This is a genomic window from Nocardia sp. NPDC003999 (assembly GCF_053604885.1).
In genome coordinates this window covers 15,297-40,800 of record NZ_JBSGIB010000016.1, presented here as the reverse complement: position 1 = coordinate 40,800, position 25,504 = coordinate 15,297, and the positions used below count along the sequence as shown (strand labels likewise).

The following is a 25,504-nucleotide window of genomic DNA, read 5'->3' as shown; positions in this document are numbered from 1 at the left end:
CTAGCCCGCGAACTTGCAAAGCGCCAGCGCGCGGCTGCGCAGGGCGCCGAGACTGATCTTGTCGCCCCCGGCACCGTTCGCGCGAAGGGGTTCGATACTGGCCAGCCCGGCTTGTTCTGCTCTTTCGTTGAGCGCGTACGCCTTTCCGTCCGGAGCGACGAACACCGCAACCTCGCCCGCGCGGCATTCGATGGTGCCGTGCGCGATCGTGAACGGCCACAGATAGCCGAGGTTCTCACTGGCCACCGCTTGGCTGTTGGATGTCGGCTCGGGCACCGGAACCGGATTCGGATGATCCGGGTCCTTGGCCCCCGAACCGCCACCACACGCCGCGACGGCCAATACACCGCAGGAAACCACACCGATCACTAGACGCCGAATCATCGTCCCCTCCTCCGAGCACAGTGGAATTCTTCTATCCATAACGTTGCGCACTGCCATCTTTCGGTTCATGAGCGGCGATGGCAGCCGCGGCGAATAAGCTCGAGAACAGGCCCCACCCGACCCAGGAGAGTTGTTGTCCGTTCACCGGCCGTCCCGGATCGATATCGTGTGCGCGACGTTCAACCGTTCCACGGCGATCCGGGCAACGATAGACAGCGTACTGGCGCAGACCGTCGCCGACTGGACGCTGCTCGTCGTCTCGGACGGCTCCACCGACGACACCGACGACGTCGTCCGCGCCTATCGCGACCCGCGGATACAACTGCTGCGCGTCGGCCCCTACGGGCACCCCGGAGGGCCGCGCAATGCGGGGGTCGCGGCAGCGACGGCGCCGTATGTCGCGTACCTGGACCACGATGATCGGTGGTCACCGACCCACCTCGCGACACTGCTCGGGCTGCTCGACGGCGGCGCCGCACTCGCCGCCACCGGCTGCATACGGGTCGACGAGTCCGACGCGGAGCTGGATCGCAGTGGCTTCACCGATCTGATCTGGCATCCCGAATTGCAGACCACCAATGCCATGTTCGAGCCGACCCGCGTCGGTCACGTGCGAAAGCTGCTGGCGGAGGTCGGTTACTGGACGACCGAACACGCCGGATACGAGGACTGGGATCTGTGGTTTCGCTCGGCCCGGCACGGCTTCGACTTCGCGGTCGCCGCCGAGCGCACCGCGCTCCTCACGGTCGGCCCGCACACGAGGCGCAACGGACTTCGCCCGCCGCAGGCGGTCGTACTGCAGTGGGTGGACAGCCAGGCCGAGGCCGAAGCGGTTCTGCAGGCCATCGGAACGGACGAACACCGCAGTGCCGCCCGCGCGATTCATCTCACCGAACTCCGCGATTGGTATGCGGCTCTTGCTGATTCCAGCCGCTACCGCACGGCAGAGGGCATAGTCCGCGACGAGGTCGACGACAAGCTACGCGAGTTCTTCGTTCAACAGGGGAAACACTGTCTGCTGGAGGAGCTGGCTAGCACGGCCGTGGGCAGCCGATACGCCATCCTGCTTCCGCTGTGGTGCGCCACCGACCAGCACGCACAAGCGATCGGTGGTGTGCTGCGTGCCCGGTTCCCACGTCAGCACGCTTACCTGAGGACACTCACCGGCGGCGCGACGGCGTGATCACGGCGTCCCCGCCCTGGCGGTTCGCAGCAGAGCGATATAGCCGTCGTCCAAGGTCGGAGCAACCGGACGCGAGCCGGGCGGCGGCGTCGGTCCGACGATCCGGTACTCCGGTCCCTCGGCGGTGCTGGTGACGTTCACCACGGTGAAGTCGCCGCGCGGCTCGTGGGAGGCGCGCACCAAATGCGTCCGGCCCTCGGCCAGGGCAACCAATCCGGGCGTCGTGCCGTGATAGGCCATCCGGCCTTCGGTCAGCACGGCCGCCATCGGGCAACTGTGCGCCACGTCGTCGAGGATGTGGGTGGAGAGGACGACGATCCGATCGCCGCCGAGCCGGCCGAGCAGAGCGCGAAAGCGAATCCGCTCCTCGGGGTCGAGTCCGGCCGTCGGTTCGTCCACGATGATCAGCTTCGGGTCCCCGAGCAGTGTCTGCGCGATACCGAGTCGGCGTTTCATGCCACCGGAATACCGGCCGATCCGTTGCGCACCGGCCGAATCCAATCCGACCCGCTCCAGCAAGCTGTCGATCTGGGACCACCGGTTCCGTTTGTCGTCGATGCCTTTGAGCAGAGCGACGTAGTCGAGGAACTCTCGTCCGGTCAAGTCCGCGTAGAGCGTGAGCTCTTGCGGCAGATAACCGAGCAGCCGCTTCGCGGCGGTGCGTCCCGCGGTGGTGGACAGGTCGTGGCCGCAGACCGATACCGTCCCCGAGGTCGGCCGAATGGTTCCGGTCAGGATCCGGATCAGGGTGGTCTTGCCTGCTCCGTTGGTGCCGAGCAGTCCGGTCATGCCCTCGAGGACGGTCAGGTCTATCTCGTGCAAGGCGACCGTGCCGCCTCGATAGACCTTGGTGACGTTGCGCAGGGTGATGGTCATCCGAACTCCATTCCAGCTCAACGGTTCTCGGCCAGCAGCAGATGGCCGACGAGAAAGGCGAGTGCCGTGGTCGCGAGGGTGATTCCGAGCGCGGCGACTCCATGGAGGAAACCGGGCGCCGGATGCAGCCAGCCGCCGTCCTGACGGGCCAGCGTGACGTCCAGCCATTGCGCCGCTTGGTAGTCGCCGAGCGGGGACAGCACTGTCCTGGCCACCGTCGGGAGAGGGATCAGTGGCGTCAGCACCGTAGCCCAGTACCAGAACGGTAAGAGCAGCACGCGGACGACGGTGCTGGGCAGCAGCAGGCTCGCGACGTTGGCCAGGACGGTGAGCAGCAGCGATCCCGGCGCCACGATCGTCAGCAGTCCGACTGCCGCCGCAACCGACAGCTCCGGCTCGCCGGTGGTGATAGTCAGCCACGCGCCCATGGCCGACAAGACGAGCGCGCTGGGAATCGACGCGACCAGCCATGGCCCGAGAAGGACACCGAGAGACCTGATCCCACCGCCTGCTGGGGTGGCCCCGAACAATTCACGCAGACCGGGTCTGCGCTGCCCGGCCAAGCGGTCGGCCAGCGCGATGGCGATGCCGAGGGAACCGAGGAAATTGATCAGCAGAGCGGTGTCACCGATCGCGGCCATCTCCCCGCTTCGGTTCCGGCCGTGCGGAAAGCCGCCGAGTACCATGATCAACGCGGTGAGCGGGAGCAGCGACAACCACAACACCCGCTGCCGGAGTGCGAGCGTCGCCTCATAGCGGATGGTCGCGCCCAGCCCCAGGAAGGCGCTCATCGGTGTGCTCCGCGCAACTGTGCCTCGCTGTCGGTGACGCGCAGGAGGGTCGGCCGGACGCACGACGCCGCGAGGGCGAGCAGTAGCACCGCCTGAGTGTGCCGCGCGACCTCGCTCAGCAGCAATAGTTTGACCAGCCACACCGTCGTGACGACGGCGGAGGCTCCACTGGTGGAACCGAAACCGGCGCCGACCCAAGTCGCGATGCTGATCAGCGCGAGCGCGAAGACCAGATTGCCCGCCAGGACGGCGGGCCCATCGGTGATCATCGCGGACAGGCCGCTCAGCACCACGGCGCAGGCCGTCGTACCGAGGACGAGTGCGACCCGCCGCCCGACGGTCACCGGGTACGGCGTCGGCACACTCAGCTGCACCTCGATCGACCGCTCTCGCCCTACGGCTGTCGCACAAGCCAGTCCCGCCACCAGCGGGATGGCTTCGAACGCGGCGCTCCACAACACTTCGTCGGCGCCGAACACGGCCGACGCGAGGGCGATCAACGCGGCCACCAGCAGCGGAAGGGCCAGCACACCTGCCCCGCAGCGGCGAGCTTCGTACAGCCAGATCGGATTCACATCGTGGTGGTAGCGGGTCGGCGCGAATGGGTTCATCCGACCACCGCGTCGTATCGCGGCCTGCTCATCCCGACCGCGGCGACAACCAGCAGCAGCGCCGCGAGCACGAGCGATGCCGTCGAGGTGGACCACAGTGGCTCGATCAGCGCGCCGATTCGTCGCGCCGGACCGGCATCCGAGGACGCGGCGGCGCCGAGCAGCCATACGACTGCCCCGGCCACGGCCCCGATCTGCGCGGAACTCCAGACCGCGCAGACGACACCGACCGCCGAGGCGAACATCGCCGGACCGAGCCAGCCCGCGATCATGGCCGAGACGTCCGACGCCGCGCCCAGGCGGTTCGCCAGCACGGAGGTGAACAGCGCGAGCGCGGTGTCGGCGAGCAGAACCAGCACCAGCCTGCACGCGAACACCACGGCGGGCGGGATGGGCAGAGTGCTGAACAACTCCAGCCGCGGATCCGATCGCGATCGGCACGCGGTCAGGGTTCCGGCCTGGAACACCAGGGTTACCGCAAGGCCGAACACGGTCGGCGCGGACTCGCTTCGCTTCGTCAGCACGGCCCCGACGACGCACCCCACGAAGCCGAGCACGCTCAGCACGAGCAGCGCGCGCGGCAATAGGCGCAGCTGTGCGCGCACCAGCGCCGCGGCCACCGACAGCGCCCCGGGCCATCCGAGGGCCCGCGCTCGCCTCGGCGTGGACCACGGCATGCCGAGGGCATCGCCGAGCAGCGCATCGAAGGAAGGGGTGCGGAACACACCGGCCGATGCGGCGGAGACCTGCCGCGCGGCGACTGCCACGTTCTGCCAGCCCTCGGCGCGGGCCTGACAATCAGGACAGGCGCTCAGGTGCGCGGCGGCGGCATCGTCGCGTCCACCGACCAACTGGTCATCCGAAAGATGCGGCCCCCATGAGATCGGGGAAGTCACTTCTCACCTCCATATCGGGTGGACAGGTCGGCGGTGGTGCCGGCCAACGCCAGCGCCAACCGCTTACGGGCATGGGACATCCGGCTCTTCACCGTGCCGACCGGGATACCGAGGATCGCGGCGACGTCCGGATAGGACAGGTCGTCGACCAGGACGAGCAGCAACACCTCACGCAGATGCTCGGGCAGTTCGCGGATTCCCGCGACGAGATCGGCCCTGGCGGCATTGGCCAGGACGATGTCTTCGACGGTGCCGGTCCGGTCGGACAGTTCCGCGGTCTCGTCCAGGTCGACCGTCACCAGCACGGACTTGCGCAAGTAGTTGTGGGCCTGACGCTTCGCGACGCCGAACAGCCAGCCGCGCGCCGACGACTCGCCGCGGAAGCTGTCCGCCGAGCGCCAGACGGCGAGCCAAGTCTCCTGCAGGATCTCCTCGGCGACCCCGCTCTGCGTCGTCATCCTGCGAACCAACCGCAGCATCGTCGGCGCGTGCCGCTCGTAGAGCACGCGCAAACATGCCTGGTCCCCCCTTGCCACCGCGGCCAGCAGCGCTTCGTCCGAGTCCACACCCACTTGTGTAGCGGTCGGGTTCCGAATGGTTCAACCGCGGCGGGGGCGACATCCGCGCGGCGGTGCCCGGCGCATGTTGGCAGCCCACGGCGCGGCTGCCAGATACCGATCGCGACGTTGTACCGCCGCAGGGGCGCTGCTTTTCTCGATACCCGGGGGACAGCACCGGCCGCAGGGCCCGGTGGGATCGCTGGGCCTCCCTCGGCCGAGTCGTTCGATCGGCCGGGCACTCGCCTCAGAAGGGAGAACACCGTGAGTACGGCGTCTGTGGAACCGGTGGAGACAGTGGAAACCGTCGACCTGTTCGATCTCGACATCCGTGTGGGTGTCGGCAACATCCAGGGCAACGCGGCGGTCACCAGCTGGTCGTACTGCACCCCCGGCTGCACCAGCTCGGGTGGCGGCAGCGGCTGCAGCCACTGCTGTTGATCCGGAGGTCCGGGTCGAGCACCGCCGCTCGGCCCGGACGCCCCACATCGTCGAACACTTCGAAGGAATTGGGCTGGTGTCGGATTCGATCTTCCGCGCATGGGACGTCTTCCTGCTCCGGGCTCCGCTGCGCGTCGGGGGCAGCGGTTTGCCGACGACGGGCAGCCACCTCGACATCGTGCGAGCCGCGGTGGCGGACCACGAGCTGCGCGCCGCGATCATGCTGGCGACGCCGAGTCTCGGCCGCCTGCTCGATCGCGTCCACCGTGGAGAGCACGCGGAGATCAAGGCGAGCCAGTTGCGTCGCGCCGCCCTGGCGGTGCTGCGCTACGACATCAGAACACGCACGCGACCGACTCCGTTCGGGGTTTTCTCCGGTGTGGCGGGCGGGCGCTTCGGCTCGTCGGCAAAGCTCGATCGCGGCACCGCCCACCGCACCAGGACGCACCTCGACATGCAGTGGCTCCTCGGTGTCGTGCACGACTTGCAGGACCTTCCGGAGTTGTTGCCCCGCTTGAGTGTTCGTGCCCACCCCGCGCTGACCCGCCGCGGCGAGCGGGTCGTGCTCGATTGTCCGTCCCCGCTGGGTGCGCCACTGGACGGAGCGACCCGATCGGTCGTCTCGATACGCGACTCGCCCGTGGTGGAGGTGGTGCTCAACGCGGCCGCGCGCACCGTCGCGGTAGGTGAGCTCACCGCGACGACCGCGACGCGGTTCGGCGCCCCGCCGACACGTGTCGCCGAATTGATCCGAATGCTGGTGGAGCAGGAATTCCTGCTTACCGATCTGCGGCCGCCGCTGGACGGCGGCGATCCGCTGTGCCATGTGATCGAGGTTCTCGCCGAGATCGACCAGCCTGCGGCGCCGATCGCGAACGCGTTGCGCGCACTGCGCGACATCGACGAGCACCGGCGGTCGAGCGACCGGCTACCACTGGGTCCCGGTACCGCACGGCTGATCGAGACAGCCGACTTGGCGCGCGAATTCCACGCCCACGAGACGCCACTGCACATCGACACCGCCTTGGATGTCGAGGTTCAGCTCCCCGACGAGGTACGCACCGAAGTCGAGCGGGCGGCGGCGCTGATGTGGCGGATGTCGGCACCCAAGCTCGGGCTCGCAGCGCTGCGGGACTATCACGAGAAGTTCCTGGAGCGCTACGGTACCGATCGGATCATCGGCATCCGTGAACTCCTCGATCCCGCCCGGGGCCTGGGTGCGCCCGCCGGATACAGCTGGCCGAACAGTGAAGAGGCGGCGGAGCGGGCGATCGACCGTGACGCGTCCCGGATTCGGTTGTTGCACCGCCTGATCGGCACCGCCCTGCGTGATGGCGCCCGTGAGATCGAGCTGTCCGACGAGCTGCTCGACGAGCTGATTCCCGGCGACGAGCCAGCCGCCGACGTACCGAACTCGTGCGAGATCACCTTCCACGTCATCGCACGATCGCTGGACGCGTTGTCCGCCGGTGACTTCCGTGTCGTGGTAGCCCCGAGTCCAGGCTCGCACCACGCCGGAGCGACCCTGGCCCGGTTCGCGGACCTGCTGCCGCCGGACCTCCGCGCGGACGTCGCGGCGGAGTCCGGCGCGATTCCGGTCCATGTCACGAATGCGGCCCGGGTCGATCTGTCCTTCATGCCCCGGTCCGGCAAGGCCGCGAACCTCGCGCATTCCACGGCGCACAGCGGTGTCCGGATCAGCGTCGGTCTGCCCGATGCTCCCGGTATCGACGAAATCCCGCTCGCCGACGTGGCCATCGGCGCGACGACGGAGCGAATATGCGCGATACATTTGCCTACCGGCCGCGAGATCGTTCCAGTGCTCAACACCATGATCAGCCCGATGACGCAAGCGCCCAACGTCTCCCGACTGCTCTGGGAGATCGGGCTCGAAGGCCAACGGTTGTGGGAGCCGTGGACCTGGGCCGGCTTGTCGGAGCTGCCGTTCGTGCCGCGCGTCCGGCACCGCCGCCTCGTCCTCGCGCCCGCGGTATGGCGTATGGACGCGCTGATCGATGTGCCCGAATCGGAATTCGCCGCCGCGGTCGATCAGTGGCGCCGCGAATGGCGGGTGCCGGATCGAATCCTGGCCGTACAGATGGATCAACGGCTGCTGTTCGACCTGACCGATCCGGCGCATCTGGAACTGCTGTGGGACGAGCTGCGCAAGGACCCGGCCATCGTCGCCCACGAGGTGCCCGGCGACGACGACTTCACCGACGGAATCCACGGACACGCGATGGAGGTGGTCGTCCCGCTGTCGCGCCGCGATGCACGACCGGCCCGATCGCCGCACGGCGGGTACCTGGAACCGGACCGCCGACCGGCCGGACTCGGAAGCGACTGGCTGTCTCTCGCGTTGTACCTGCCGGCGTCGCGCCAGAGCGACTTCCTCCGCGTTCACTTGCCGGAACTGGTCGAGCAGGCACGCGGGCATGGTTGCGACCGCTGGTTCTTCATCCGGTACACCGACCCCGACGGGCCGCATCTACGGGTTCGCTTCCACGGCGTGCCGGACGAGATCTGGGGCGCCGTCGTACGCCCGCTCGGCCGGCGACTCGACGACTTGCACCGCGGCGGTCTGATCCGAGCTCATCGCCTCGACCAGTACGACGCCGAAACCGAACGATACGGCGGTGCGGCGGCGATGGCCGCAGCCGAGCGGGTGTTCGAAGCCGACAGCGAGGCCGCGATCCGCTTCCTGGATCTGGTCGAGGAGCCTACGTGCACCCATTCGCTCGACGCATTCGCGGCGGTTTCCGTCGCTGCGATCGCTGACGCTTTCGGGTTGCCAGAGGCGGACCCGGCAGGTCACGGCGCCCGGAGCGACGACGCGGCGATGGCCTGGCTGTCGCTGACGGGCTCACGCAAGACCCTGCCCGGCACATACCGGCTGGATGCGCAGCGCTGGCGCGGGATCGTCGACCCTTACGGCGGGTGGAGCACGCTGCGCGCCGACCCGCACGGGGCGGCGGCGCTCGAAGCACTCCGGCCACGAGACGCGGCCGTCGGCGAACTGCGCCTCGCGTCAGCGGGCAGCAGGACACGGCCCCACCGGCTCATCGGCAGCCTGATGCACATGACCTGCAATCGGCTCTTCGGTGGGGACAGCGATCGGGAGCGGGCAGCCGTCGCCATCGCCCGCGGAGCGGTGCAGGACAACTTCAACAGGAGGAACTACGCGCGATGAGCAACGTCGATCAGCGGCAGGTCGGCTCGGTGGCCGAGCGGGCCGCCGAAATAGTGTCGCTCGTTGCCGCCCGTCTCCGCGACCCCGCCGCCGTCGCCGGCATAGCCGGCCGTCCGGACAACCGCGATCCCATCTACGGCGCCGGCATGTGGGGCCCGACGACCTTGTCCAACGGCCTGCCGGGTACGGCGCTGTTCTACGCGGAGTTGGCCGCGAGAATTCCCGATTGGTTCAGCGTCACTCATCGGCATGTGCAAGCGGCGGGGGCCGTGCTGCCCGATCAACCGAGCCGGGGCCTGTACGCGGGACCGGCTTCCTTGCTGGCGGCCACCCAGACCTGCCGCGACCACTATCCCGGTCTGCGGCGCAGGCTCGCCGCGTGGCTCGCCGCTGATCAACTGACCCGGCTGCGGCAGTGCCGAGCCGCGCCGGGACCCGGCATCTCCTGGGAGTGCTACGACATCGTCAACGGCTTGTCCGGCACGGCACGGCTGCTGCTCGATTCGGTCGAGGATCCCGTCGAGAACGACACGCAGGTCGAGCACGCCCTGCGGGAGACGCTCGGTTACCTGGTGACCATCAGCCGGCCGATCACCGTCGATGGCCATGAAGTACCTGGTTGGTGGGTCCCCGCAGCACGGCAAGCAGTCGAGCAGGACCGCCGCGACTACCCGCGTGGTGACTTCAATCTAGGTCTCGCGCATGGAATTCCAGGGCCGGTCATGATCATGTCGCTGGCCCTGCGCCGTGGCCACGAGGTGCCGGGACTGCGAGAGGCTCTGGTGCGAATGGTCACGTGGTTGATCCGGTGGATACGCACCGACGACCAGGGCACGTACTGGCCCTGCCGAGTCGGATTCGATGACGAAGTCGCCGCCGCACCGCCGCGCAGCCTGTTCACGCGGACCGCCTGGTGCTACGGCGCGCCGGGAGTCGCGGCGGCGGTACACCATGCGGGCGAAACCCTCGACATCGCCGAGTGGCGCCTGCACGCTGTCCGTGCTCTACACGATGCCCTCGCCAGGGACGAATCGCGCTGGACCCTCGCGGGGCCGACGGTATGCCACGGTTACGCGGGCTTGCTGCAGATCGTCCATCGAATCGGCACGGCAGAGCGGGACGACGTGCTGCTCGGCGCGAAAACCCGTCTCGCCTCCACCATTTTGGCCATGGCGGATGCCGACGCGCCATTCGGCTTCCGGCATCCGATGCGGTATCCGCGGTCGGCGCCGGGGCCTACGGAGTTCAAGTTGCTGGATGTCGCCGGGATCCTCGAGGGCTCCGCGGGGGTGGCGTGCGCGCTGTTGTCGGTGATTCCGGACGGGATGCTCGGCACTGCGGCCGAGGCTCCCGCGCGTCCGTGGGATCGCGTCCTGGCATTGAGCTGAAAGGTGCACTTCCGATGACGGTCAACGCCTTCGAACTCACCGAGATCGTCGTGCGGTACGGCGCCACGTCGGCCGTCGACTCGGTGTCGCTGAGTTCGGCCCCCGGCCGCCTGACCGCGCTGCTGGGGCCGAACGGTGCGGGCAAATCCAGCCTGCTCAATGTGCTGTCCACCGCGGCCCGGCCCGTATCCGGGTCCGTGCGTATCTTCGGCAACGATGCGCGCACCGCTCCGATGCGTGCCCGCGCGCAGCTGGGTCTGGTGTTCCAGGAACGAACGCTGGACAAAGAACTCACCATCGAGCAGAACCTGTGGTTTCACGCCCGGCTCTTCGGTATGCGCCGCGTCGACGCCGCGGCACAGATCGATCGGCTGCTCGCTTTGTTGGATCTGACCGAGCAACGGCGCGCCACCGTCGAACGCTTGTCCGGCGGAACCGCTCGGCGGGTCGAACTGGCGCGCGCCCTCTTGCATCGTCCCGGTCTGCTCATCCTGGACGAGCCGACAACGGGACTCGATCCGCGTTCTCGCCGGGTCTTCTGGCGCGATCTGCTTCGCATGCGCGACGAACTCGGTATCACCACGATCTATTCCACGCATTACCTCGACGAAGCCGAGTACGCGGACGAAATCGTGATCATGGCCGGTGGAAGGATCGGCCGATCGGGATCGCCGGTAGACCTCAAAGACGATTTGCACGTCTCCTGTGTGCGGCTGCGGACCCACGACGACGCCGCGGCCGGTGAGCAATTACGCGCGGCCGGGTTCGAGGTGGTCACCGGGCTCACGACGCTGGAGATCCGGTGCGCCGAGCCGGATCGGCGGGTCGCCGACATCGTGCGCGTGCTCCAGCTGCCGATTCTGAGTGTCACCGTGCACAACCCGTCGATGGACGACGTCTACGCCGCCGCGACTACACATACCGGGAAGGACATGCCGTGACCGCATCGCAGGCGACGACCGACCATCGGCCGGAACGCGTCATGGTCGGCAGCATCAGGGCCGTTGCGGTGATCGCGTACCGGGACCTGCAACGCCAGATTCGTCGTCCGGGACTACTGATCAGCAATGCCGCCCAGTTGCTGTTCTTCATCGTCATCTATGCCGTTGGTTTCGACGCCATGGTCGGCAACGTGGGCACGGTCTCCTTCAGCGCCTATATCCTGCCCGGCATCATCGCCATCCAAGTGGCGACGATCGGAATCGCCACCGGATTGTCGTACGCCTGGGATCGAGAGTTCGGCGTGCTGCGCGAGATGACCGTCGCGCCGGTGCCCCGGATGTGTCTGCCGATGGGCAAAGTCGCCGGCACCGGGGTGGTTGTCGGGGCGCAGAGTTCGCTGTTGCTGTTGTGCGCGCCGGTATTCGGATTGTCACCGACAGCTGCGCAGATCGCGGCGGCCGCGGCGATCTACCTGTTCGGGTCGGCGGTCTTCAGCCTGCTCGGATTGTTCCTGGCCACCGCGCTGCGGCAGATCCAGACGTTGCAGGCCGGCGTCCAGATCACGATGCTGCCGATGCTGTTTCTCTCGGGCTCGGTGTTCCAACCCGCCGGGGTGCCGTCCTGGCTCTCGGTGTTGATTCGCCTCAATCCGCTGACCTATCTGGTCGACATGGGCAGACAGGTATTGGTCGGCGGGCCAGGCTTCGCTTCGATGGGCGTGGACGCGCTGGTCCTGGTGTGCCTGGCGCTGTTCTTCACCGCCGCGATCCGCATCAGGATCGGGCGATGATGTCGGCGACCGGCCTGCACCCCGCCGAGGACCAGCGCGGCCGGGTCCACGGCTTTCCGCTATGGCCCGCAGTGGCCGCGGTCGATCACGAAGCGAGTACTCCGATACTGGAAGCGGCGCTGGACTGGCTCGCCGCGAACCTACGCTGGTTCGATCCAGCACAGTGGGATCGTTTTCTGCCGGCCCGGCAGTTCCCAGAGGGCGCTGCGCTCGAACTGCTCGTGCTGTGCCGTGTGCTGTGTCGTGGGCGATGGCGCGATCACCCGCTCGTCGACGGCGCGACCGGGCTGGCGCGCACGCTGGTGGAAGCGGCCGCCTTCCACGACGCACTGGGGCGTGCGGACGACAAGTTCACGTATCGCGCCTACTTGGTGGCCTTGCTCGCTGACCTCGGCTTCCCGATACCAAGTGCTGCGCAACGGGTGCGCACGGTACTCGAAACGGGATGCGGTGGCCGGGACGGCGCTTGGCACCCGCCGCTGTCCCGTCTGGAGCTGCGGTATGCGCTCGAGCTCGGCCGGTTCCCGCATACTCTGCCGCCGATGGACGAGTTGGTCGGGGCGACCATTGCCGCCGCGGAGCCCGACCCGATCTGGCTGCGCGACGACGAGGTCTACGCGCTCACCCACGTTGTCTTCTATGCCACGGATTTCGCAGCGCGGCCGCTGCGTACCGCACCGGCGCTCGTAGCCACGATGCGGACCCTGCTGGGGACTTATCTCGCGGCCGGGGACATGGATTTGGCGGGCGAGCTGATGCTGTGCCTATTGGCGGTCACGCAGGACGACAGCGCGATCACCGCGCACGGATGGCAAACGCTGACTCGCCGCAGGCTGGCCGACGGTGCGGTGCCGGGTCCCCTGTTCGACCCGATCCGACTGTCGGGACTGAGCGGCCCGGTCGCCGAGGCATACACGTTCGGAACATGCCATCACACGACAATGGTTGCGGCGATGGCCGCAGCGGAGCGAGAACGGCATCGTGCACGATGAGATCCACTGATTCCGGTCCGGCGCTCGCCGACCGGTCTTTGGCGGCTGCGCGGAAGTGGTTGGCGGCCGAGACGTCAAGGGAGCATCCGGCCGCCCGAACACCGGAGCGCAACGCGCAACGGTCCGGTTCGCCGCCTCGAGAACCGCTGACCATGTTGTGCTCCGATCCGACGCGCTGGCGTGCGCTGGCCGCGGTCGACGCCGCAGCTGCCTCGGGCGCATCCGCGGCCGAATGGGCCGCCGTCCTGGACTCACTTCTGGTGCTGGCGATCCGCCGCTACGACCTCGACGCGCTTGCCACCTTGCTGCTGGGCTGCGCCGAGTTCGGACTGACCCAGCAGCCGATTCCCGCGCGGGCAGTGGGCTTCCTGCTAGCGCAGCAACAGGTCGACGGCGGATTCGGATTCGTGCCCGGGACCGAGGAGCCCGCCGACACGGCGATCCGAATCGCCCTCACCCGGCGTTGCGTGCAAGTGCTTCAGCGGATCTGCGAACCGCACGATTCGAGGATGCGGAAGAACCCCTCCTCGAGATCACCGTCGCCCGCGATCCCCTGAACGGTGCCCTCGTAGCGCGTCTTTCCGGCGACCAGAACGGCGACCCGGTCACACACCTGAGCGATCTCCGACAACTGGTGGCTCGATATGAAGACCGTTGTTCCGTTGGCGGCCAGAGTACGAATGAGTTCCCGCATCTCTCGGATGCCCACCGGGTCGAGGCCGTTGGTCGGCTCATCGAGCAGTAGGAGTTTCGGTCGCGCCAGCAAAGCGATCGCGATACCCAGACGCCAGCGCATTCCGAGGGAGTATGCCTGCACCTTGCGGGTTCGGACCTCGGTCAACTGCACGACGGCCAAGGTCTCCTCGATCCACTCCTCGGGCACACCGCGCAGTCGGGCGTGAATGCGCAGATGCGTCACCGCGTCCAGTTTCGGCCACAATCCCGGTGTCTCGATCAATGCGCCGACATCGACCAGCAGCGTCCGATCATAGGGTCGGCCGAACAACTGGATGACGCCGCTGGTCGGCCGCTGAAGCCCCAGAACGGTTTTCATCAAGGTGGACTTGCCCGCGCCGTTCGGGCCGAGCAGCCCGTAGACCTCTCCCGTGCGGACCGACAGATCGACGCCGTCGAGAGCGTGGTGTTTTCCGTAGTGCTTGTGCAGCTGCGCCACTTCCAAAGCAAACACGGTCAGATCTCCTTGCGCGTCATGTGGAGCGAGCCAAGAGCCAGAACCAGCACCGCGAGTCCGATCGAGAGCGCGATGGCCGGCAGTATGACACCGTGGTCCCGGACCGGACTGTCGGCCGGTAGGGGAACGCCGTTGGGGCCGATCCCGGCCAAGGGCAGGATCACGCGCATGGGCCAGGCGAACGGCACCGCCATCCACCAGCTCTTGTCCGCGATGAGCATGCCCGACATCATGCCGACGACACCGGTCGTGATGGTGGGGCCCAGGCCCCAAACCACCGAGACGACCAGGGCCACTGCCGCGGTACCGAGCCCGGCCAGCCAAGGCAGGTAGGACGCGGCGACGATAGTCGCGACGCTGGTCCCGAACCGGCCGCTCAATGCTGCCCCGACGCTGAGCAGCAACGCGAGCAGCGTAGTGGACACCGCGGTCAGCGCGGCCAGCCCGAGATACTTGGCGAGCAGGTACTTGTTGCGCGGCACCGCGTACGAGAAGAGCAACCGCCAGGCGTCCTGATCAGCTCGCACCGAGAGGGCGGCCAGCAATGCGGCCGTCATGGGGATCAGGACGCCCCAGCCTTCGAGAACCACGTCGCGAAACACCGTCCAGGTATGGCCCGACCGGCCTTCTGGCGATGCCAACGACATGGGATACAGCGGAACGGTGATGATGACAGGTACCAGGATGGCGAACCAGCCGATGAAGCCGCGACGCATCCTCGCCAGTTCTGTCGCGGTGACGTCCCACAAACTCGGCTGGTCTCGCCGTGGGCGAAGGTCGGGCCCGTAGCGTGCCACGGTGGCGGCCATATCTCTCCTCGAGTCGTTCGGTTCCATCGAGGTTGTAGCTGTCGAACGCGATGCGGTTCACGTCCGGCGCGACCGGGTCACTCGCCTTCCCCCGCGCGGGCCCTCCTCTTCAACGCCGCGCCGAGCTGGACGTCCGCGTTCAGCAACTCGATGCCGATGAGTTCGCCGTCGTCGCCGAAGTCGAGGGCGGCGACGATCTCGCCGCTGTCCTCGTCGCGTACGCGCAGGGTGCGGGCAGCGTGGCGCGGCCCCTTGTTGTTCTGCCGAAGCGCAAGATAGGCGATGTTGTGCTGTTCGTCCCAGGTCAGGTAGTCGAGATAGTCGAGTTGCATATCGTATTCCTTGTCGTCGTTACTTCTGGAAAAGCAAAATTCAGGTGGCGCTTCGTCACAGAACGACTCGCTGCTCTGGTGGAAGGAACAGTCGATCTCGCGGTGTGACGTCGAAGGCCGAGTAGAACTCCGATACATTGCGGACAACTTGGTTGGCTCGGAACTCACTCGGTGCGTGGCTGTTCGCGGCCAGCGCCGCGGCGGCGAACTGTTGTGTCTGTTTTACCCGCCAGCACCGCGCCCACGATAAGAACAGTGTGCGAAAGTCCGGCACGGTGCCCCGGCGGAGCGCGGCCCGTCGGTAGGCGGCGACCGCCACCTGGAGACCGCGCAGATCCGCCATGTTCTCGCTGACGGTCAGCCGCCCGTTCACCCGGTGTGTGGCATCGAAACCCTCGGGAACGAGGCTGTCGTACTGATCGACCAATTGCTTGGTCCTAGCGTCGAACGCGGCGCGGTCCTCGGCAGTCCACCACTCGCGCAGCCTGCCGTCACCGTCGTATCGAGCGCCTTGGTCATCGAAGGCATGGCCGATCTCGTGCCCGATGATCGCACCGATCGCGCCGTAGTTGACCGCCGGATCCGCGTCCTTGTCGAAGTATGGCGCCTGCAGGAAGGCGGCGGGAAAGACGGCTTGGTTCGTCGATCGGTTGTAGAAGGCATTGACGGTTTGCGCGGTGGTTGTCCAGTCGCCCTTGTCGACCGCAGTGGCAAGTCGGTCGAACTCCCGCCGCCTGGCGAGATCGCGGATGCTGCGCAGCGAATCTATCAACTTGTCCGGATCGACCGACGCGCCCGCACAGTCCGGTCGGTGCCGCGGGGAGCCGATCATCATCGTGATCTTGTCGAGTTTGGCGACGGCGGCCGAACGCGTGGACTGCGACATCCATAGCGAGTCGAGCAATGCTACACGGTAGACCGCGAACAGATCGTCGACCAGCTCGCGCAGCGCGGCCTCGGCCGCGGCCGAAAAATGCTTCGCCACATAGAGTTTTTCCAGCTGGTCGCCTAACTCGGCGTTCACCGTGGCGACCGCTCGTTGCCAGGGTTCGGCCGGCCGGCCCGCACCGCCGAGGAACTTGCGGCGAAACTCGAAATTGACGTCGGAGATTCCGGAGGGCAGGAAACGAGAGAACTCCTGGAGCAGACTCAATCGTAGGTAGTCACGCCAGTGCGCGATATCCGTATCGGCCCACAGCCGGCCGACCGCGGTGATGAAGTCGGGCTGCCGCACCACGACATGGGCGAACAGTTCCGGTGGCCGCGACGTTCGTCCGGCGCGCCACGCGTCGAAGTCGAAATCATCTGCCAGACCGCATACTTCGGACCAGCGCATCGGGTTGTAGGTAGCCGTGGCGTCCTGGTCTCGCACCGCGTCCCAGTGAGCGACGGCGAGCTGCCGCTCGAGTTCGAACACTCGGTCGGACATGCCCGCCGGATCCGCGAAATTCGCGACGGCCGCGACTCGCGCCAAGAATGCCCGGTACGCGTCACGGTGCGCGCCGAGATCGGAGTTCCGGTAGTACCGGCTGTCCATCCCGAGACCGGACTGCGCGAGGGTGGCGACATATCGGCGGGCATCCCTGGCATCGATGTCGACATACAGAGAGATGACTCCCGGAATCGGCAGCATGCCCATGACGCCGGCCAACTCGGATCTGGACGCGGCCGCGTCGATCGCCGCGAAGAGGTCGGCGAGCGGCGTCGTGCCGAGGCGTTCGACAGCCGCGGTGTTCAGGCAGGCCGCGTACAGGTCGCGCACCTGCTGCTCGGACGTACCGAGCCCGGGTTCGCGGATTTCCTGGATGACGGTCGAGAGTTGTTGTTCGACGCGCCGCATCACTTCGGTTATCGGGCTGCTCACCGATTGATCAGGAGGCAGCCGGTAGTCGCGCAACCACCTCCCGTTGACATGCCGGTAGAGGTCGTCCTGCGGACGGACAGTCTCGTCGAGCCCATCCGGGCCGGGCACGCCGGGTGGTGCGGCCGGACGGCAAGCAGACGGAACAGCCACGGCGGCAACCACTCCGAACGTGCGCAATGCGATACGACGGCTCACTTTTGCGGGCGAATTCGACAGCACCGTCGCTACCGATCAGCCGCGCAGCACGGTGAGCGGAAAGGACACGTCCGCTCGATGTTCCGAACCGACCAATTCTGCCCGGCTGCCCACGCCCAAGGTGTCGTACAGGCTGCGGATGCGTCGATACATCGACCGCTCCGAAAGATAGTTCAGGCGCGCGATCTCGGCGACGGTCATCGACGTGCGCAGCATGCGCAGCAGCCGGGTGTCCGACTCGGTCAGACCATCTCGGCCGGACTGATCCGCGCCGGTGGCCGGTGTAGCGGACCGGCCGCGCAGGCGTTGCCGTGCCGGTTCGTTCGGTTCGCGGCCGGTCACCGCACCGAGCACCGCCGGGAGCGGCTTCCCCGGTGCCGAGCGCGTGCGGTCGAGGAGTTGCGCGCGAACGAGGTCGGCCTGACGCTCGACGGATATCGCGACGTTGATCACGAAGTTGGCGCCGGAGCGTATCGCGGCATAGGTCGAGTAACCACCGACGTCATCGGTGACCGCGACGATGAGCCCCATGGCGTGCCGGGCGCGAACCGACCGCAGGCTTTCGGCTTGGGTTTCACTGTTGACGGGTAGCACGATCGGGGCGCCGCCGGCGTCCCTGCGCATGGCCAGTTGGTCGTAGTCGGCGAACTCCAACTCGAAATGCGGCCCGAACACGCTCCCCCACGACCCATCCGCGGGATCCAGATAGTCACGCAAGCCCGGATGGACGAATGCGACACGCCCGGTTGCTTGTTCGGAATCCCTACTGGTTCGAACGGCGTTCAAGAAAGCCCCCTTCACTTCGCTCAGCGCGCTTTCGCGCGCCTCTTACCTATCCGCCGGCGCTACGCGCAGGACGGGCAGTACTCGAGCCCCCGACCGAGCGGCAAGCCTTCGACCCTGTACCTCGAGTACCGTCACAATAGGCGCGATGGTGCTTCGGCGCAGCCACGCCGGTCGCCGGGACCACCACCACACCGCGGCCCATCGGCCGGATCCTGCGGCCGCGCCGCTGACGCACCACGCTCTTGCAGCGGGCCACCCGGGCTCGTGCCACCGACCGCACGCTGGACGTCACCTTCCACTCCTCGTCTCGCAATCTGCGTCGGATACTTCTCGTCACATGGTTGGACGCGGCGTCGGCGCATTCGGTTCCACCCGTGCGCAAAAGATTGCCCAGGCCTCGCCGAGTCACCCGCAACATGCCCTCTCACCAGCACGATTGGGCTATTCGCGCCCACCATGTGTACTGTTGGAAAAGCCGACGCGGGGTGGAGCAGCTCGGTAGCTCGCTGGGCTCATAACCCAGAGGTCGCAGGTTCAAATCCTGTCCCCGCTACTGCGGAACGGTCCGGAGCACACGCTCCGGGCCGTTTCTCTTTTGCCGGGTCGAGTCGCGACCATGGTCCACGCACAGCGGGTCGTCCGAGCACTACACCTCTTAAACGCCGCGGCTTCCGGATCCGGCGAGGTCTCAGCGATGCACGGAGAGCCGGCGGTCCAGCGAGGTGGTCGGCGAGGATCCGACGCTGAGCGCATCGCGTAGACCCTTGCCGCTGACGTCGGGAACCCCGACAGTCGAAGTGCAGATTCTTTGACTGCTGATGTCGCTTACTCCGACGTGCGCAATCCTACGATACGGTTCGACGCTTGCCTGTTCCGTAGCTCACATCCGAATCTCCGGCAGAATGACCAGCCGTCGATCGCGGTTGCGAATCGGCGGTTAAAAGATGGTTACGGCACCGTCCTGGATTGGTGACGTCCGAGTTGTCATGTCACGATACTTTCGAGTCACCTGGACAAATCATCCCGAAGTGTTTTCCCGCAGGCAACCCCCGGTTCCCATCACCGCACCCGCCTTGTCTCCTTCGGCGTGTTCGTAATGATTCGATCGCCAATGTCGGCCATCTCTGCGTGCAACGACAACAATCTGTGAGGAAAGTTCCGCGTGAGTGATTTCTGGAATGTGAGCTCGTCTTTGGCGTGTCTCAGCGTCGGCATTTCATTGTTCGGCGTCATCGCGTACCTGGCGGGGATACTGGAAGGGGACACCCGGCCGCGCATCGCGTCGTGGGCGGCCTGGTGCACCGCGAACACGGTGTTCGCGGCGGTGGCGTACCTCGAGGGCGGCTATCTGGCCGCAGCCATCAACGCCGCCGCGGCGGCGATGAACGCGGCGGTCATCGTCGTCGGCATCACCCGCGGGTCCGGCCTGCGGCCGGAAGACAATATCGATTGGGCCTGCCTGGTCTCCTCGATCGCATGCGTGCTGGTGACGGTCGGCGTACAGGAAAAGGCATTCGGCGCGCTGTTCGCGATATGCGCCAATCTCATCGCCACAATTCCAACGCTCCGGCATGTATGGTCCAAACCGCACGAGGAAACGTGGCAAACGTTCGCGGCGAACGCACTCGCGAACGGCCTCGGCCTGCTCGGCGTGCTCCTGGTGAGCGGGTTCGAATTCGTTTCGATCGCCGGTCCGATGATTTCCACGGCGGGCAATGCCGGTTTGGTCGCCCTTACCGTCGGTCGTGCTCGATTCGCCGCCGTCGCGGTCGTCCCAGTGAAAGTCGGCTGATCTCGCATGCGATCGGTCACTTCCAATATCGGCGACTGCTTCACCGATCCGGGCGAACTCACCGAGGGACAAGCCCGGCGCGCTCTCGAAATCCACGTCATCTGTTCCTCGCGCTGCCTCGTCCTGCGACGGGCCGAGCGAGTGCTGGGAGTAGATGACCCGACCGACGCGCCACCAGGCGGTCGTTGACCGCCGACCGGCAGGTTGCGCCCGACGCCCGCCTTTCGGCGGACGCGTCGGGCGCAGCCGCGCAGGTACGCCAGCGCGGCGTCTCCTACCGCTATCCTTCGATCTCAGCGACCCGATGACCAGCTGATTCGTTCCGGGCAAGAGTTCTACCGACGCCGCTACGGCCGCGACGCCGAACGCTTGCCACGAAGGCGAAGGAGAGCGCTGTGCGGCGCAGGGCGATGCTCGAGGGGTGTGTGGCGGCGGTTGCCGCACCGATGTTCGCCGCCTGCGGCCTGCTGAAAAGCGACGCGCAACCGGCGGACGAGTTGGCTTTCGACCCGGACGAATTCACGGTGCGGAAGAAGACCGTCGCCACCTTCGAGCGGGACAAGAACGTGACCTACCGGTTCTACGACAGCGTTGTCTACGTGGCGAAACCGGTGAACAAGACGTATCAGAGCTTGAACGTCAGCGTTCCCGTCGAGATCGACGGGAACACCGTCGACGCGAGCAAGGCTCCGATTCTCTTGAGCAACTCCATCGGCGGCTATCTGTCGTCGGCGGCCGAGGGCGGCAAGCCGGACGACGGCGGTGATCGGGACAGGAACCGCGAGCTCGCCCTCGCGGCGGGTTATGTCGTCGTCGAGCCCGGTGCGCGCGGGCGCGACCTGGTCGCCCCGGACGGCACGTACTACGGCGTGGCGCCCGCCGCCATCGTGGATCTCAAGGCCGCGGTCCGATACTTGCGGCACAACTCCGGCCGGGTTCCGGGAAACACCGACCGGATCGTCGCCACCGGGGTCAGCGCGGGCGGCGCGCTGACCGCGCTGCTGGCTGCCTCCGCCGACAACCGGATGTACGACCGGTATCTCGCCGAACTCGGCGCGGCGGACGCGAGCGACGCCGTTTTCGCCGCCGCTTCTTACTGTCCCGTGACCGATCTCGACCACGCGGACATGGCCTACGAGTGGAATTGGGGCGCCAACCCGCTGCGCTCCGGCGAACTGGACGCGACGGCCTCGCGCGAACTGAGCACCGCGTTCGTGGACTATCAGGCATCGTTGGAACTGCAAGGGGCGGACGGATTCGGGCCGATCACGGCCGACAACTACGGCAACTACCTCGTGCGGACCTACCTCGAACCGGCGGCGACCAGGTATTTGACCGCTTTGCAGGACTCCGAGCGTTCGAGCTACCTGGCGGCCAACACGTGGATCACCTGGTCGGGCGACCGGGCGGAGTTCACCTGGCCGAACTTCCTCGCGCACGTGGGCGAGCGGAAGAAGGGCGTGCCCGCGTTCGACGCCTTCGACCTGTCCTCTCCGGAGAACAACCTGTTCGGTGCCGGCACCGTCAAGGCCAGGCACTTCACCCCGTTCAGCCTGCGGCGAGCGACGGGCGACCCGGGCGCGCAACTCGACAGCGACCTGCCCGAGAAGATCAGCATGATGAACCCCATGTTCTTTCTCCGCCAACGCAATCCCGCCCGGGCGAAGCACTGGTGGATTCGCGTCGGCACCAAGGACACCGATGCGTCGCTGACCATCGTGGGCAATCTCGCCGCGAGCCTGGCGAATCTGGGCGACCAGGTCGACGCCGCGATGTATTGGGACGCGGGGCACGGCAGCAACGAGGACGCCGCGGATTTCGTCGCGTGGATCGGCAAGGTGACCGGCTACACCGGCTGAGGCGTTCGCCGACGGGTGGCCTTTCCACGAGCTCGCCGGGTCACAGGTGGCACACCGGACTCGGTTCGCGGCGAAGACCTGCTGAGGCGTTGGTCCCGGCAACGCCCGCGCGGCGCTCCGACCGGCTACCGGCGTCGGAGCCCACTAACAGCGCGGCGGCTCGATGCCGAGCTCCCGCAGACGTTCGATGTAGACCGCCACGCCGGCGAGTTTGATCTCCTCGTATCCGCGCACCACGTCGGCGAGCGCGGCCGCCCGCACGGCGCGGTCGTAGCCCGACCGGTCCAGCCCCTCGGCGAGGTCTGTCACCATCGCGGTGTAGTGAGTGCGCAACTCACGTTCCACGCGTCGCACGTGCGCGTATCCGAACGGGTCGAATCTCGTGCCGCGCAGCCGCTTTCCCTTGGCCAGCAAGCGCAGGGCGAAGTGGCTGCCCGGCCCCATTCCGATCTTGTCCTTCCGTCCCAGCGCACGCAGGACCGGCGGGTGCAGCCGATAGGTGAGGTTCGCCCCCTCGGGTACCTGCGCGGCGACCTCGGCCAGGAACGACGGATCGGTGAGCCGTCGCGCCACCTCGTACTCGTCCTTGTATGCCGTGAACTTGTACAGCCCGCGCGCGACCTGCTCGCTGAACTCGGTACGGTCGGTCACCTCGCGCTCGGCAGCCCAGACTCGTTGCATCGTGGCCACGTAGTCGCGCGCCATCGCAACGCTCTGGAAGCCGATCAGCTCGACGGCCCGCAGCTCGACCAGCCGCCGCGTCTCGCCCGTCGCGGTCAGCTCGTCGAACAGGTCCGCTGGCACCGGTACCGGAGTGCGTTCGGCCGTGCGACGCGTGGTGGCGGCGGCGAACTCCTCCGGCCGAGCTATCGCGACCCGGCCCCAGCGGAAGGCCGCGAGGTTGGCGTCCACGGCCACGCCGTTGATCTCGATGGCCTCCTCGATCGCCGTGCCCGGCAGCCGCAGGCCACCGAGTTCGTAGGCTGCGCCCACCAGGAGGAAGTTCGCGGCGGCAGTGTTGCCGAAAAGCGCCTCCGCGGCGGCGAGAGCATCGAAGGACCGCACCGAGCGCGAGACCTGTTCCAATCGCCGCAGCAACGTCGCCTCGCCGGGGTAGGTGACGGACCGGTCGTAGACCATGTCCCCGGTCGGGGTCTCGCTGGTGGAGGCGACCGAGACGGTCGTCTCGGCGCAGCCGTAGGCCAGGTTCTTGTTGTCGGTGGCGGCCAGCAGGTCGAACGCCACGATGCAGTCGGCCGAGGCCGGGGCCAGCCGGTTGGCCGGCTCCAGCGCCCCGACGGCGAAACGCAGATGCGAGACCACCGGCCCGGCCTTCTGGCTCATGCCGATCTGGTCCAGGCTCGCCACCTCGTACCCGGCGCGCATCGCGGCGGTCGCCAGGACCTGGTTCACGGTGACGATGCCGGTGCCGCCGATACCGGCGAGAAAGACGTTCTGCGTGGTCGTCGGCGGTTCGTGCATCAGGTCCGGCAGCCGCGGCGGCTGCGGCGCGCGAACGGCTCGGCGCGGCTTCCGCGCGGCCGGGTCGGGCAGTTCGACCGTGACGAACGCGGGGCAGTCGCCCTTCAGGCAGCTGTAGTCGGTGTTGCACGAGGTCTGGTCGATCCGCGTCTTTCGCCCGAACTCGGTGTCCACCGGCTGCACCGACAGGCAGTTGCTCTGCACCCCGCAGTCGCCGCAGCCTTCGCACACCGCCTCGTTGACGACCACCCGGGTGCGGCGCACCGGCAGGGCGCCCCGCTTGCGCTGCCGCCGCGCGTCGGCCGCGCAGTGCTGGTCGTAGATCAGCACGGTGACGCCGGGGATCTCGCGCAGTGTGCGTTGCGCTTCGTCGAGGCGGTCGCGGTGCCATAGGAGGGCGCCGGGAGCGAGATCGCGCTTGCGGTAGCGCTCGGGCTCGTCGGCGCAGACGATGATCCGCCGGACGCCCTCGACGGCGAGTTTGTGGGTGAGCATCGGCACCGTGAGCGCGCCCTCGGCGTGCTGCGCGCCGGTCATCGCGACCACATCGTTGTGCAGCAGCTTGAAGGTGATGTTCACGCCAGCGGCGACGCACGCCTGCACGGCGAGCTGGCCGGAGTGGAAATACGTTCCGTCACCGATGTTCTGGAACAGGTGCGGCACGTCCGTGAACGGCGCTTGACCGATCCACTGCGCGCCTTCGCCGCCCATCTGGGTCAGCCCGGTGACCTTGCTGTCGGCGCGGCCGGACATGGTCACCAGGGTGTGGCAGCCGATGCCGCCGCCCGCCAGTGAGCCCTCCGGAACGGCGGTGGAACGATTGTGCGGGCAACCGCTGCAGAAGTAGGCCGCGCGCTTGGCGGGCAGCACCGACAGCGACAGCGGCTGCGGCAGCGGACGTTTCAGTTCGAGGTGCCCGTCGAGCACGCGGCGCAGCGGTGCGGCGACGCGCCCGGAGGTCAGTTCGCCGTCGGCGCCGAACAGCGGGCGGTCCGCCTCGTCACGCTTGCCGAGGATTTCCGGCGCGCCCGCGACCCCGTACAGGATGTCGCGGATCTGGGTTTCGATGAAGGCGGTCTTGTCCTCGACGACGATCAGCTGGTCGAGCCCGGCGGCGAACTCGCCGACCCGGTCGGGTGCGAGGGGAAACGGCATTCCGATGCGCAGCAGGCGGATCCCCGCGCTGTACAGCGCTTCGTCGTCGGCGCCGAGGTCGATCAGCGCTTGGCGGACCGCGTCGAAGGTGGTCCCGGTGGCGGCGATGCCGATCGTGGCGCGGGCCGGGTTCACCTCGATCACGTCCAGACCGTTGCGCGTGCTGTAGGCGCGCACCATCTCCCAGCGGGGACCGTAGAGGTCCGCTTCGGCGAGCAAGCTGTCGGCGGGCGCGGCCATCGGACGCTGCCGGTAGTGGAACCGCTGACCTTCCCAGTCGATTTCGGGCACCACGATGTCGATGTCACCAACCGAACCGTCCACGGTCCACGCGCCGTCGGCGACGTCGGCGACGATCTTCAGCGCCACGAGGCAACCCGAGGCGCGCGACAGGGCGACGCCGTGCAGGCCCATGGTGATGATCTCGCGGGCGTTGCGCGGGAACAGCACCGGAATGTTCATCGCGGCCAAGGAGCGCTCGCTCACCGCGGGCACGGTGGAGGACTTGGCCGCCGGATCGTCGCCGACCAGCAGCAGGACGCCGCCGCGCGGATGCACGCCGTACATGTTGGCGTGGCGCAGCGCGTCGGTCGCGCGGTCCAGGCCGGGGCCTTTGCCGTACCAGACACCGACGACGCCGTCGTGGGTCGCCGCGCCCGCGGGCAGCTCCGCCTGGCTGCCCCACACGGAGGTCGCGGCCAGTTCCTCGTTCAATCCAGGGACGAACGAGATGTCGTGCTCGGCGAGCACCTCCGGCATGCCGGACAGCATCTTGTCGACGCCGCCGAGCGGACTGCCCTGGTACCCGGACACGAACGTGCCCACTCGCCGCCCGGCGCGCAGATCACGCACATGCTGCTCCACCAGCTGCCGCGCGATGGCCTGCACGCCGGTGAGGACAACGGTCCCCGAGCCGACGCGGTAACGGTCGGCGAGGTCGTAGGGAGCTGCGATCAGATCGCGGTCGGCGAGCTCGGTCATCCGGATCCACCCGTCC

The 25,504-nt window shown here is 67.5% G+C and carries 22 protein-coding genes and 1 tRNA gene; 11 read left to right on the top strand and 12 right to left on the bottom strand.

Going from position 1 to position 25,504, the window contains the following annotated elements:
• On the bottom strand, positions 1-441 hold the full coding sequence (locus ACWESM_RS26560) for a DUF2511 domain-containing protein (protein ID WP_397280109.1): 441 nt from the start codon (positions 439-441) through the stop codon (positions 1-3).
• Between the two features lie 76 nt (positions 442-517).
• Between ACWESM_RS26560 and ACWESM_RS26555 the strand changes: the two genes are divergently transcribed.
• The gene (locus ACWESM_RS26555) at positions 518-1,567 is read left to right on the top strand and encodes a glycosyltransferase family 2 protein (protein ID WP_452494051.1); all 1,050 of its coding nucleotides are present in this window, start codon (positions 518-520) and stop codon (positions 1,565-1,567) included.
• On the opposite strand, the gene ACWESM_RS26550 is transcribed toward ACWESM_RS26555, so the two are convergent.
• From ACWESM_RS26550 to ACWESM_RS26530, 5 genes are read right to left on the bottom strand one after another with little or no spacing between them, the layout of a single operon-like run.
• The gene (locus ACWESM_RS26550) at positions 1,568-2,443 is read right to left on the bottom strand and encodes an ATP-binding cassette domain-containing protein (protein ID WP_355073504.1); all 876 of its coding nucleotides are present in this window, start codon (positions 2,441-2,443) and stop codon (positions 1,568-1,570) included. It lies immediately after the preceding gene.
• A gap of 17 nt (positions 2,444-2,460) precedes the next feature.
• Positions 2,461-3,234: a hypothetical protein gene (locus ACWESM_RS26545; protein WP_364433254.1), complete on the bottom strand. Its 774-nt coding sequence runs from the start codon at positions 3,232-3,234 to the stop codon at positions 2,461-2,463.
• Positions 3,231-3,845 carry a hypothetical protein gene (locus tag ACWESM_RS26540; protein ID WP_452494048.1) on the bottom strand — a complete coding sequence of 205 codons (615 nt, stop codon included), beginning with the start codon at positions 3,843-3,845 and terminating at the stop codon, positions 3,231-3,233. The genes ACWESM_RS26545 and ACWESM_RS26540 overlap by 4 nt, the downstream gene beginning before the upstream one ends.
• Positions 3,842-4,741 carry a hypothetical protein gene (locus ACWESM_RS26535; RefSeq protein WP_355073498.1) on the bottom strand — a complete coding sequence of 300 codons (900 nt, stop codon included), beginning with the start codon at positions 4,739-4,741 and terminating at the stop codon, positions 3,842-3,844. The genes ACWESM_RS26540 and ACWESM_RS26535 overlap by 4 nt, the downstream gene beginning before the upstream one ends.
• Positions 4,738-5,307: an RNA polymerase sigma factor gene (locus ACWESM_RS26530; RefSeq protein ID WP_364433261.1), complete on the bottom strand. Its 570-nt coding sequence runs from the start codon at positions 5,305-5,307 to the stop codon at positions 4,738-4,740. Before ACWESM_RS26530 ends, ACWESM_RS26535 begins: the two co-directional genes overlap by 4 nt.
• A 255-nt stretch (positions 5,308-5,562) precedes the next feature.
• Between ACWESM_RS26530 and ACWESM_RS26525 the strand changes: the two genes are divergently transcribed.
• From ACWESM_RS26525 to ACWESM_RS26495, 7 genes are all read left to right on the top strand, one after another.
• Positions 5,563-5,739, top strand: coding sequence for a gallidermin/nisin family lantibiotic (locus ACWESM_RS26525; RefSeq protein WP_281875328.1), 177 nt, complete (start codon positions 5,563-5,565; stop codon positions 5,737-5,739).
• A gap of 76 nt (positions 5,740-5,815) precedes the next feature.
• Positions 5,816-8,929, top strand: coding sequence for a lantibiotic dehydratase (locus tag ACWESM_RS26520; protein ID WP_452494046.1), 3,114 nt, complete (start codon positions 5,816-5,818; stop codon positions 8,927-8,929).
• The gene (locus ACWESM_RS26515; RefSeq protein ID WP_364433266.1) at positions 8,926-10,317 is read left to right on the top strand and encodes a lanthionine synthetase C family protein; all 1,392 of its coding nucleotides are present in this window, start codon (positions 8,926-8,928) and stop codon (positions 10,315-10,317) included. The genes ACWESM_RS26520 and ACWESM_RS26515 overlap by 4 nt, the downstream gene beginning before the upstream one ends.
• 14 nt (positions 10,318-10,331) lie before the next feature.
• Complete coding sequence (locus tag ACWESM_RS26510) at positions 10,332-11,258, top strand: ABC transporter ATP-binding protein (RefSeq protein WP_364433268.1); 927 nt, start codon at positions 10,332-10,334, stop codon at positions 11,256-11,258.
• The gene (locus ACWESM_RS26505) at positions 11,255-12,049 is read left to right on the top strand and encodes an ABC transporter permease (RefSeq protein ID WP_355073488.1); all 795 of its coding nucleotides are present in this window, start codon (positions 11,255-11,257) and stop codon (positions 12,047-12,049) included. Before ACWESM_RS26510 ends, ACWESM_RS26505 begins: the two co-directional genes overlap by 4 nt.
• On the top strand, positions 12,046-13,041 hold the full coding sequence (locus tag ACWESM_RS26500) for a DUF6895 family protein (protein WP_364433272.1): 996 nt from the start codon (positions 12,046-12,048) through the stop codon (positions 13,039-13,041). The genes ACWESM_RS26505 and ACWESM_RS26500 overlap by 4 nt, the downstream gene beginning before the upstream one ends.
• A complete protein-coding gene (locus ACWESM_RS26495; RefSeq protein ID WP_412807118.1) occupies positions 13,038-13,598 on the top strand; it encodes a hypothetical protein in 561 nt (186 codons plus the stop codon). Before ACWESM_RS26500 ends, ACWESM_RS26495 begins: the two co-directional genes overlap by 4 nt.
• Here ACWESM_RS26495 and ACWESM_RS26490 read toward each other — a convergent pair.
• From ACWESM_RS26490 to ACWESM_RS26470, 5 genes are all read right to left on the bottom strand, one after another.
• The gene (locus tag ACWESM_RS26490) at positions 13,520-14,230 is read right to left on the bottom strand and encodes an ATP-binding cassette domain-containing protein (RefSeq protein WP_364433278.1); all 711 of its coding nucleotides are present in this window, start codon (positions 14,228-14,230) and stop codon (positions 13,520-13,522) included. The two genes, ACWESM_RS26495 and ACWESM_RS26490, sit on opposite strands and share 79 nt — an antisense overlap.
• Positions 14,231-14,232: 2 nt before the next feature.
• Positions 14,233-15,042 (bottom strand): ABC transporter permease, encoded by an 810-nt coding sequence (locus tag ACWESM_RS26485; RefSeq protein ID WP_397280095.1) that lies wholly within the window; start codon positions 15,040-15,042, stop codon positions 14,233-14,235.
• 77 nt (positions 15,043-15,119) lie between these two features.
• Positions 15,120-15,374, bottom strand: coding sequence for a DUF2283 domain-containing protein (locus ACWESM_RS26480; RefSeq protein WP_364433284.1), 255 nt, complete (start codon positions 15,372-15,374; stop codon positions 15,120-15,122).
• Between the two features lie 55 nt (positions 15,375-15,429).
• Positions 15,430-17,388, bottom strand: a complete 1,959-nt coding sequence (locus ACWESM_RS26475; RefSeq protein WP_452494041.1) for a M13 family metallopeptidase — start codon at positions 17,386-17,388, stop codon at positions 15,430-15,432.
• 81 nt (positions 17,389-17,469) lie between these two features.
• On the bottom strand, positions 17,470-18,150 hold the full coding sequence (locus ACWESM_RS26470; protein ID WP_364433290.1) for a helix-turn-helix transcriptional regulator: 681 nt from the start codon (positions 18,148-18,150) through the stop codon (positions 17,470-17,472).
• A 548-nt stretch (positions 18,151-18,698) separates the two neighbouring features.
• Between ACWESM_RS26470 and ACWESM_RS26465 the strand changes: the two genes are divergently transcribed.
• From ACWESM_RS26465 to ACWESM_RS26455, 3 genes are all read left to right on the top strand, one after another.
• A tRNA-Met gene (locus ACWESM_RS26465) sits at positions 18,699-18,772 on the top strand.
• A 609-nt stretch (positions 18,773-19,381) separates the two neighbouring features.
• Complete coding sequence (locus ACWESM_RS26460) at positions 19,382-20,011, top strand: hypothetical protein (RefSeq protein WP_452494038.1); 630 nt, start codon at positions 19,382-19,384, stop codon at positions 20,009-20,011.
• Between the two features lie 395 nt (positions 20,012-20,406).
• Positions 20,407-21,870, top strand: coding sequence for a subtype B tannase (locus ACWESM_RS26455; protein ID WP_364433294.1), 1,464 nt, complete (start codon positions 20,407-20,409; stop codon positions 21,868-21,870).
• A gap of 144 nt (positions 21,871-22,014) precedes the next feature.
• Here ACWESM_RS26455 and ACWESM_RS26450 read toward each other — a convergent pair whose 3' ends face one another.
• Entirely contained in the window at positions 22,015-25,488 is a 3,474-nt protein-coding gene (locus tag ACWESM_RS26450; RefSeq protein WP_397280089.1) for an indolepyruvate ferredoxin oxidoreductase family protein, read from the bottom strand.
• Between the last annotated feature and the right edge of the window lie 16 nt (positions 25,489-25,504).

What these genes read in the sequence shown, in the direction of transcription:
- ACWESM_RS26485 (WP_397280095.1), bottom strand. Translation starts at nt 15,042, where the DNA reads ATGGCCGCCACCGTGGCACGCTACGGGCCCGACCTTCGCCCACGGCGA.
- ACWESM_RS26545 (WP_364433254.1), bottom strand. Translation starts at nt 3,234, where the DNA reads ATGAGCGCCTTCCTGGGGCTGGGCGCGACCATCCGCTATGAGGCGACG.
- ACWESM_RS26515 (WP_364433266.1), top strand. Translation starts at nt 8,926, where the DNA reads ATGAGCAACGTCGATCAGCGGCAGGTCGGCTCGGTGGCCGAGCGGGCC.
- ACWESM_RS26450 (WP_397280089.1), bottom strand. Translation starts at nt 25,488, where the DNA reads ATGACCGAGCTCGCCGACCGCGATCTGATCGCAGCTCCCTACGACCTC.
- ACWESM_RS26510 (WP_364433268.1), top strand. Translation starts at nt 10,332, where the DNA reads ATGACGGTCAACGCCTTCGAACTCACCGAGATCGTCGTGCGGTACGGC.
- ACWESM_RS26550 (WP_355073504.1), bottom strand. Translation starts at nt 2,443, where the DNA reads ATGACCATCACCCTGCGCAACGTCACCAAGGTCTATCGAGGCGGCACG.
- ACWESM_RS26560 (WP_397280109.1), bottom strand. Translation starts at nt 441, where the DNA reads ATGGCAGTGCGCAACGTTATGGATAGAAGAATTCCACTGTGCTCGGAG.
- ACWESM_RS26480 (WP_364433284.1), bottom strand. Translation starts at nt 15,374, where the DNA reads ATGCAACTCGACTATCTCGACTACCTGACCTGGGACGAACAGCACAAC.
- ACWESM_RS26495 (WP_412807118.1), top strand. Translation starts at nt 13,038, where the DNA reads ATGAGATCCACTGATTCCGGTCCGGCGCTCGCCGACCGGTCTTTGGCG.
- ACWESM_RS26500 (WP_364433272.1), top strand. Translation starts at nt 12,046, where the DNA reads ATGATGTCGGCGACCGGCCTGCACCCCGCCGAGGACCAGCGCGGCCGG.
- ACWESM_RS26540 (WP_452494048.1), bottom strand. Translation starts at nt 3,845, where the DNA reads ATGAACCCATTCGCGCCGACCCGCTACCACCACGATGTGAATCCGATC.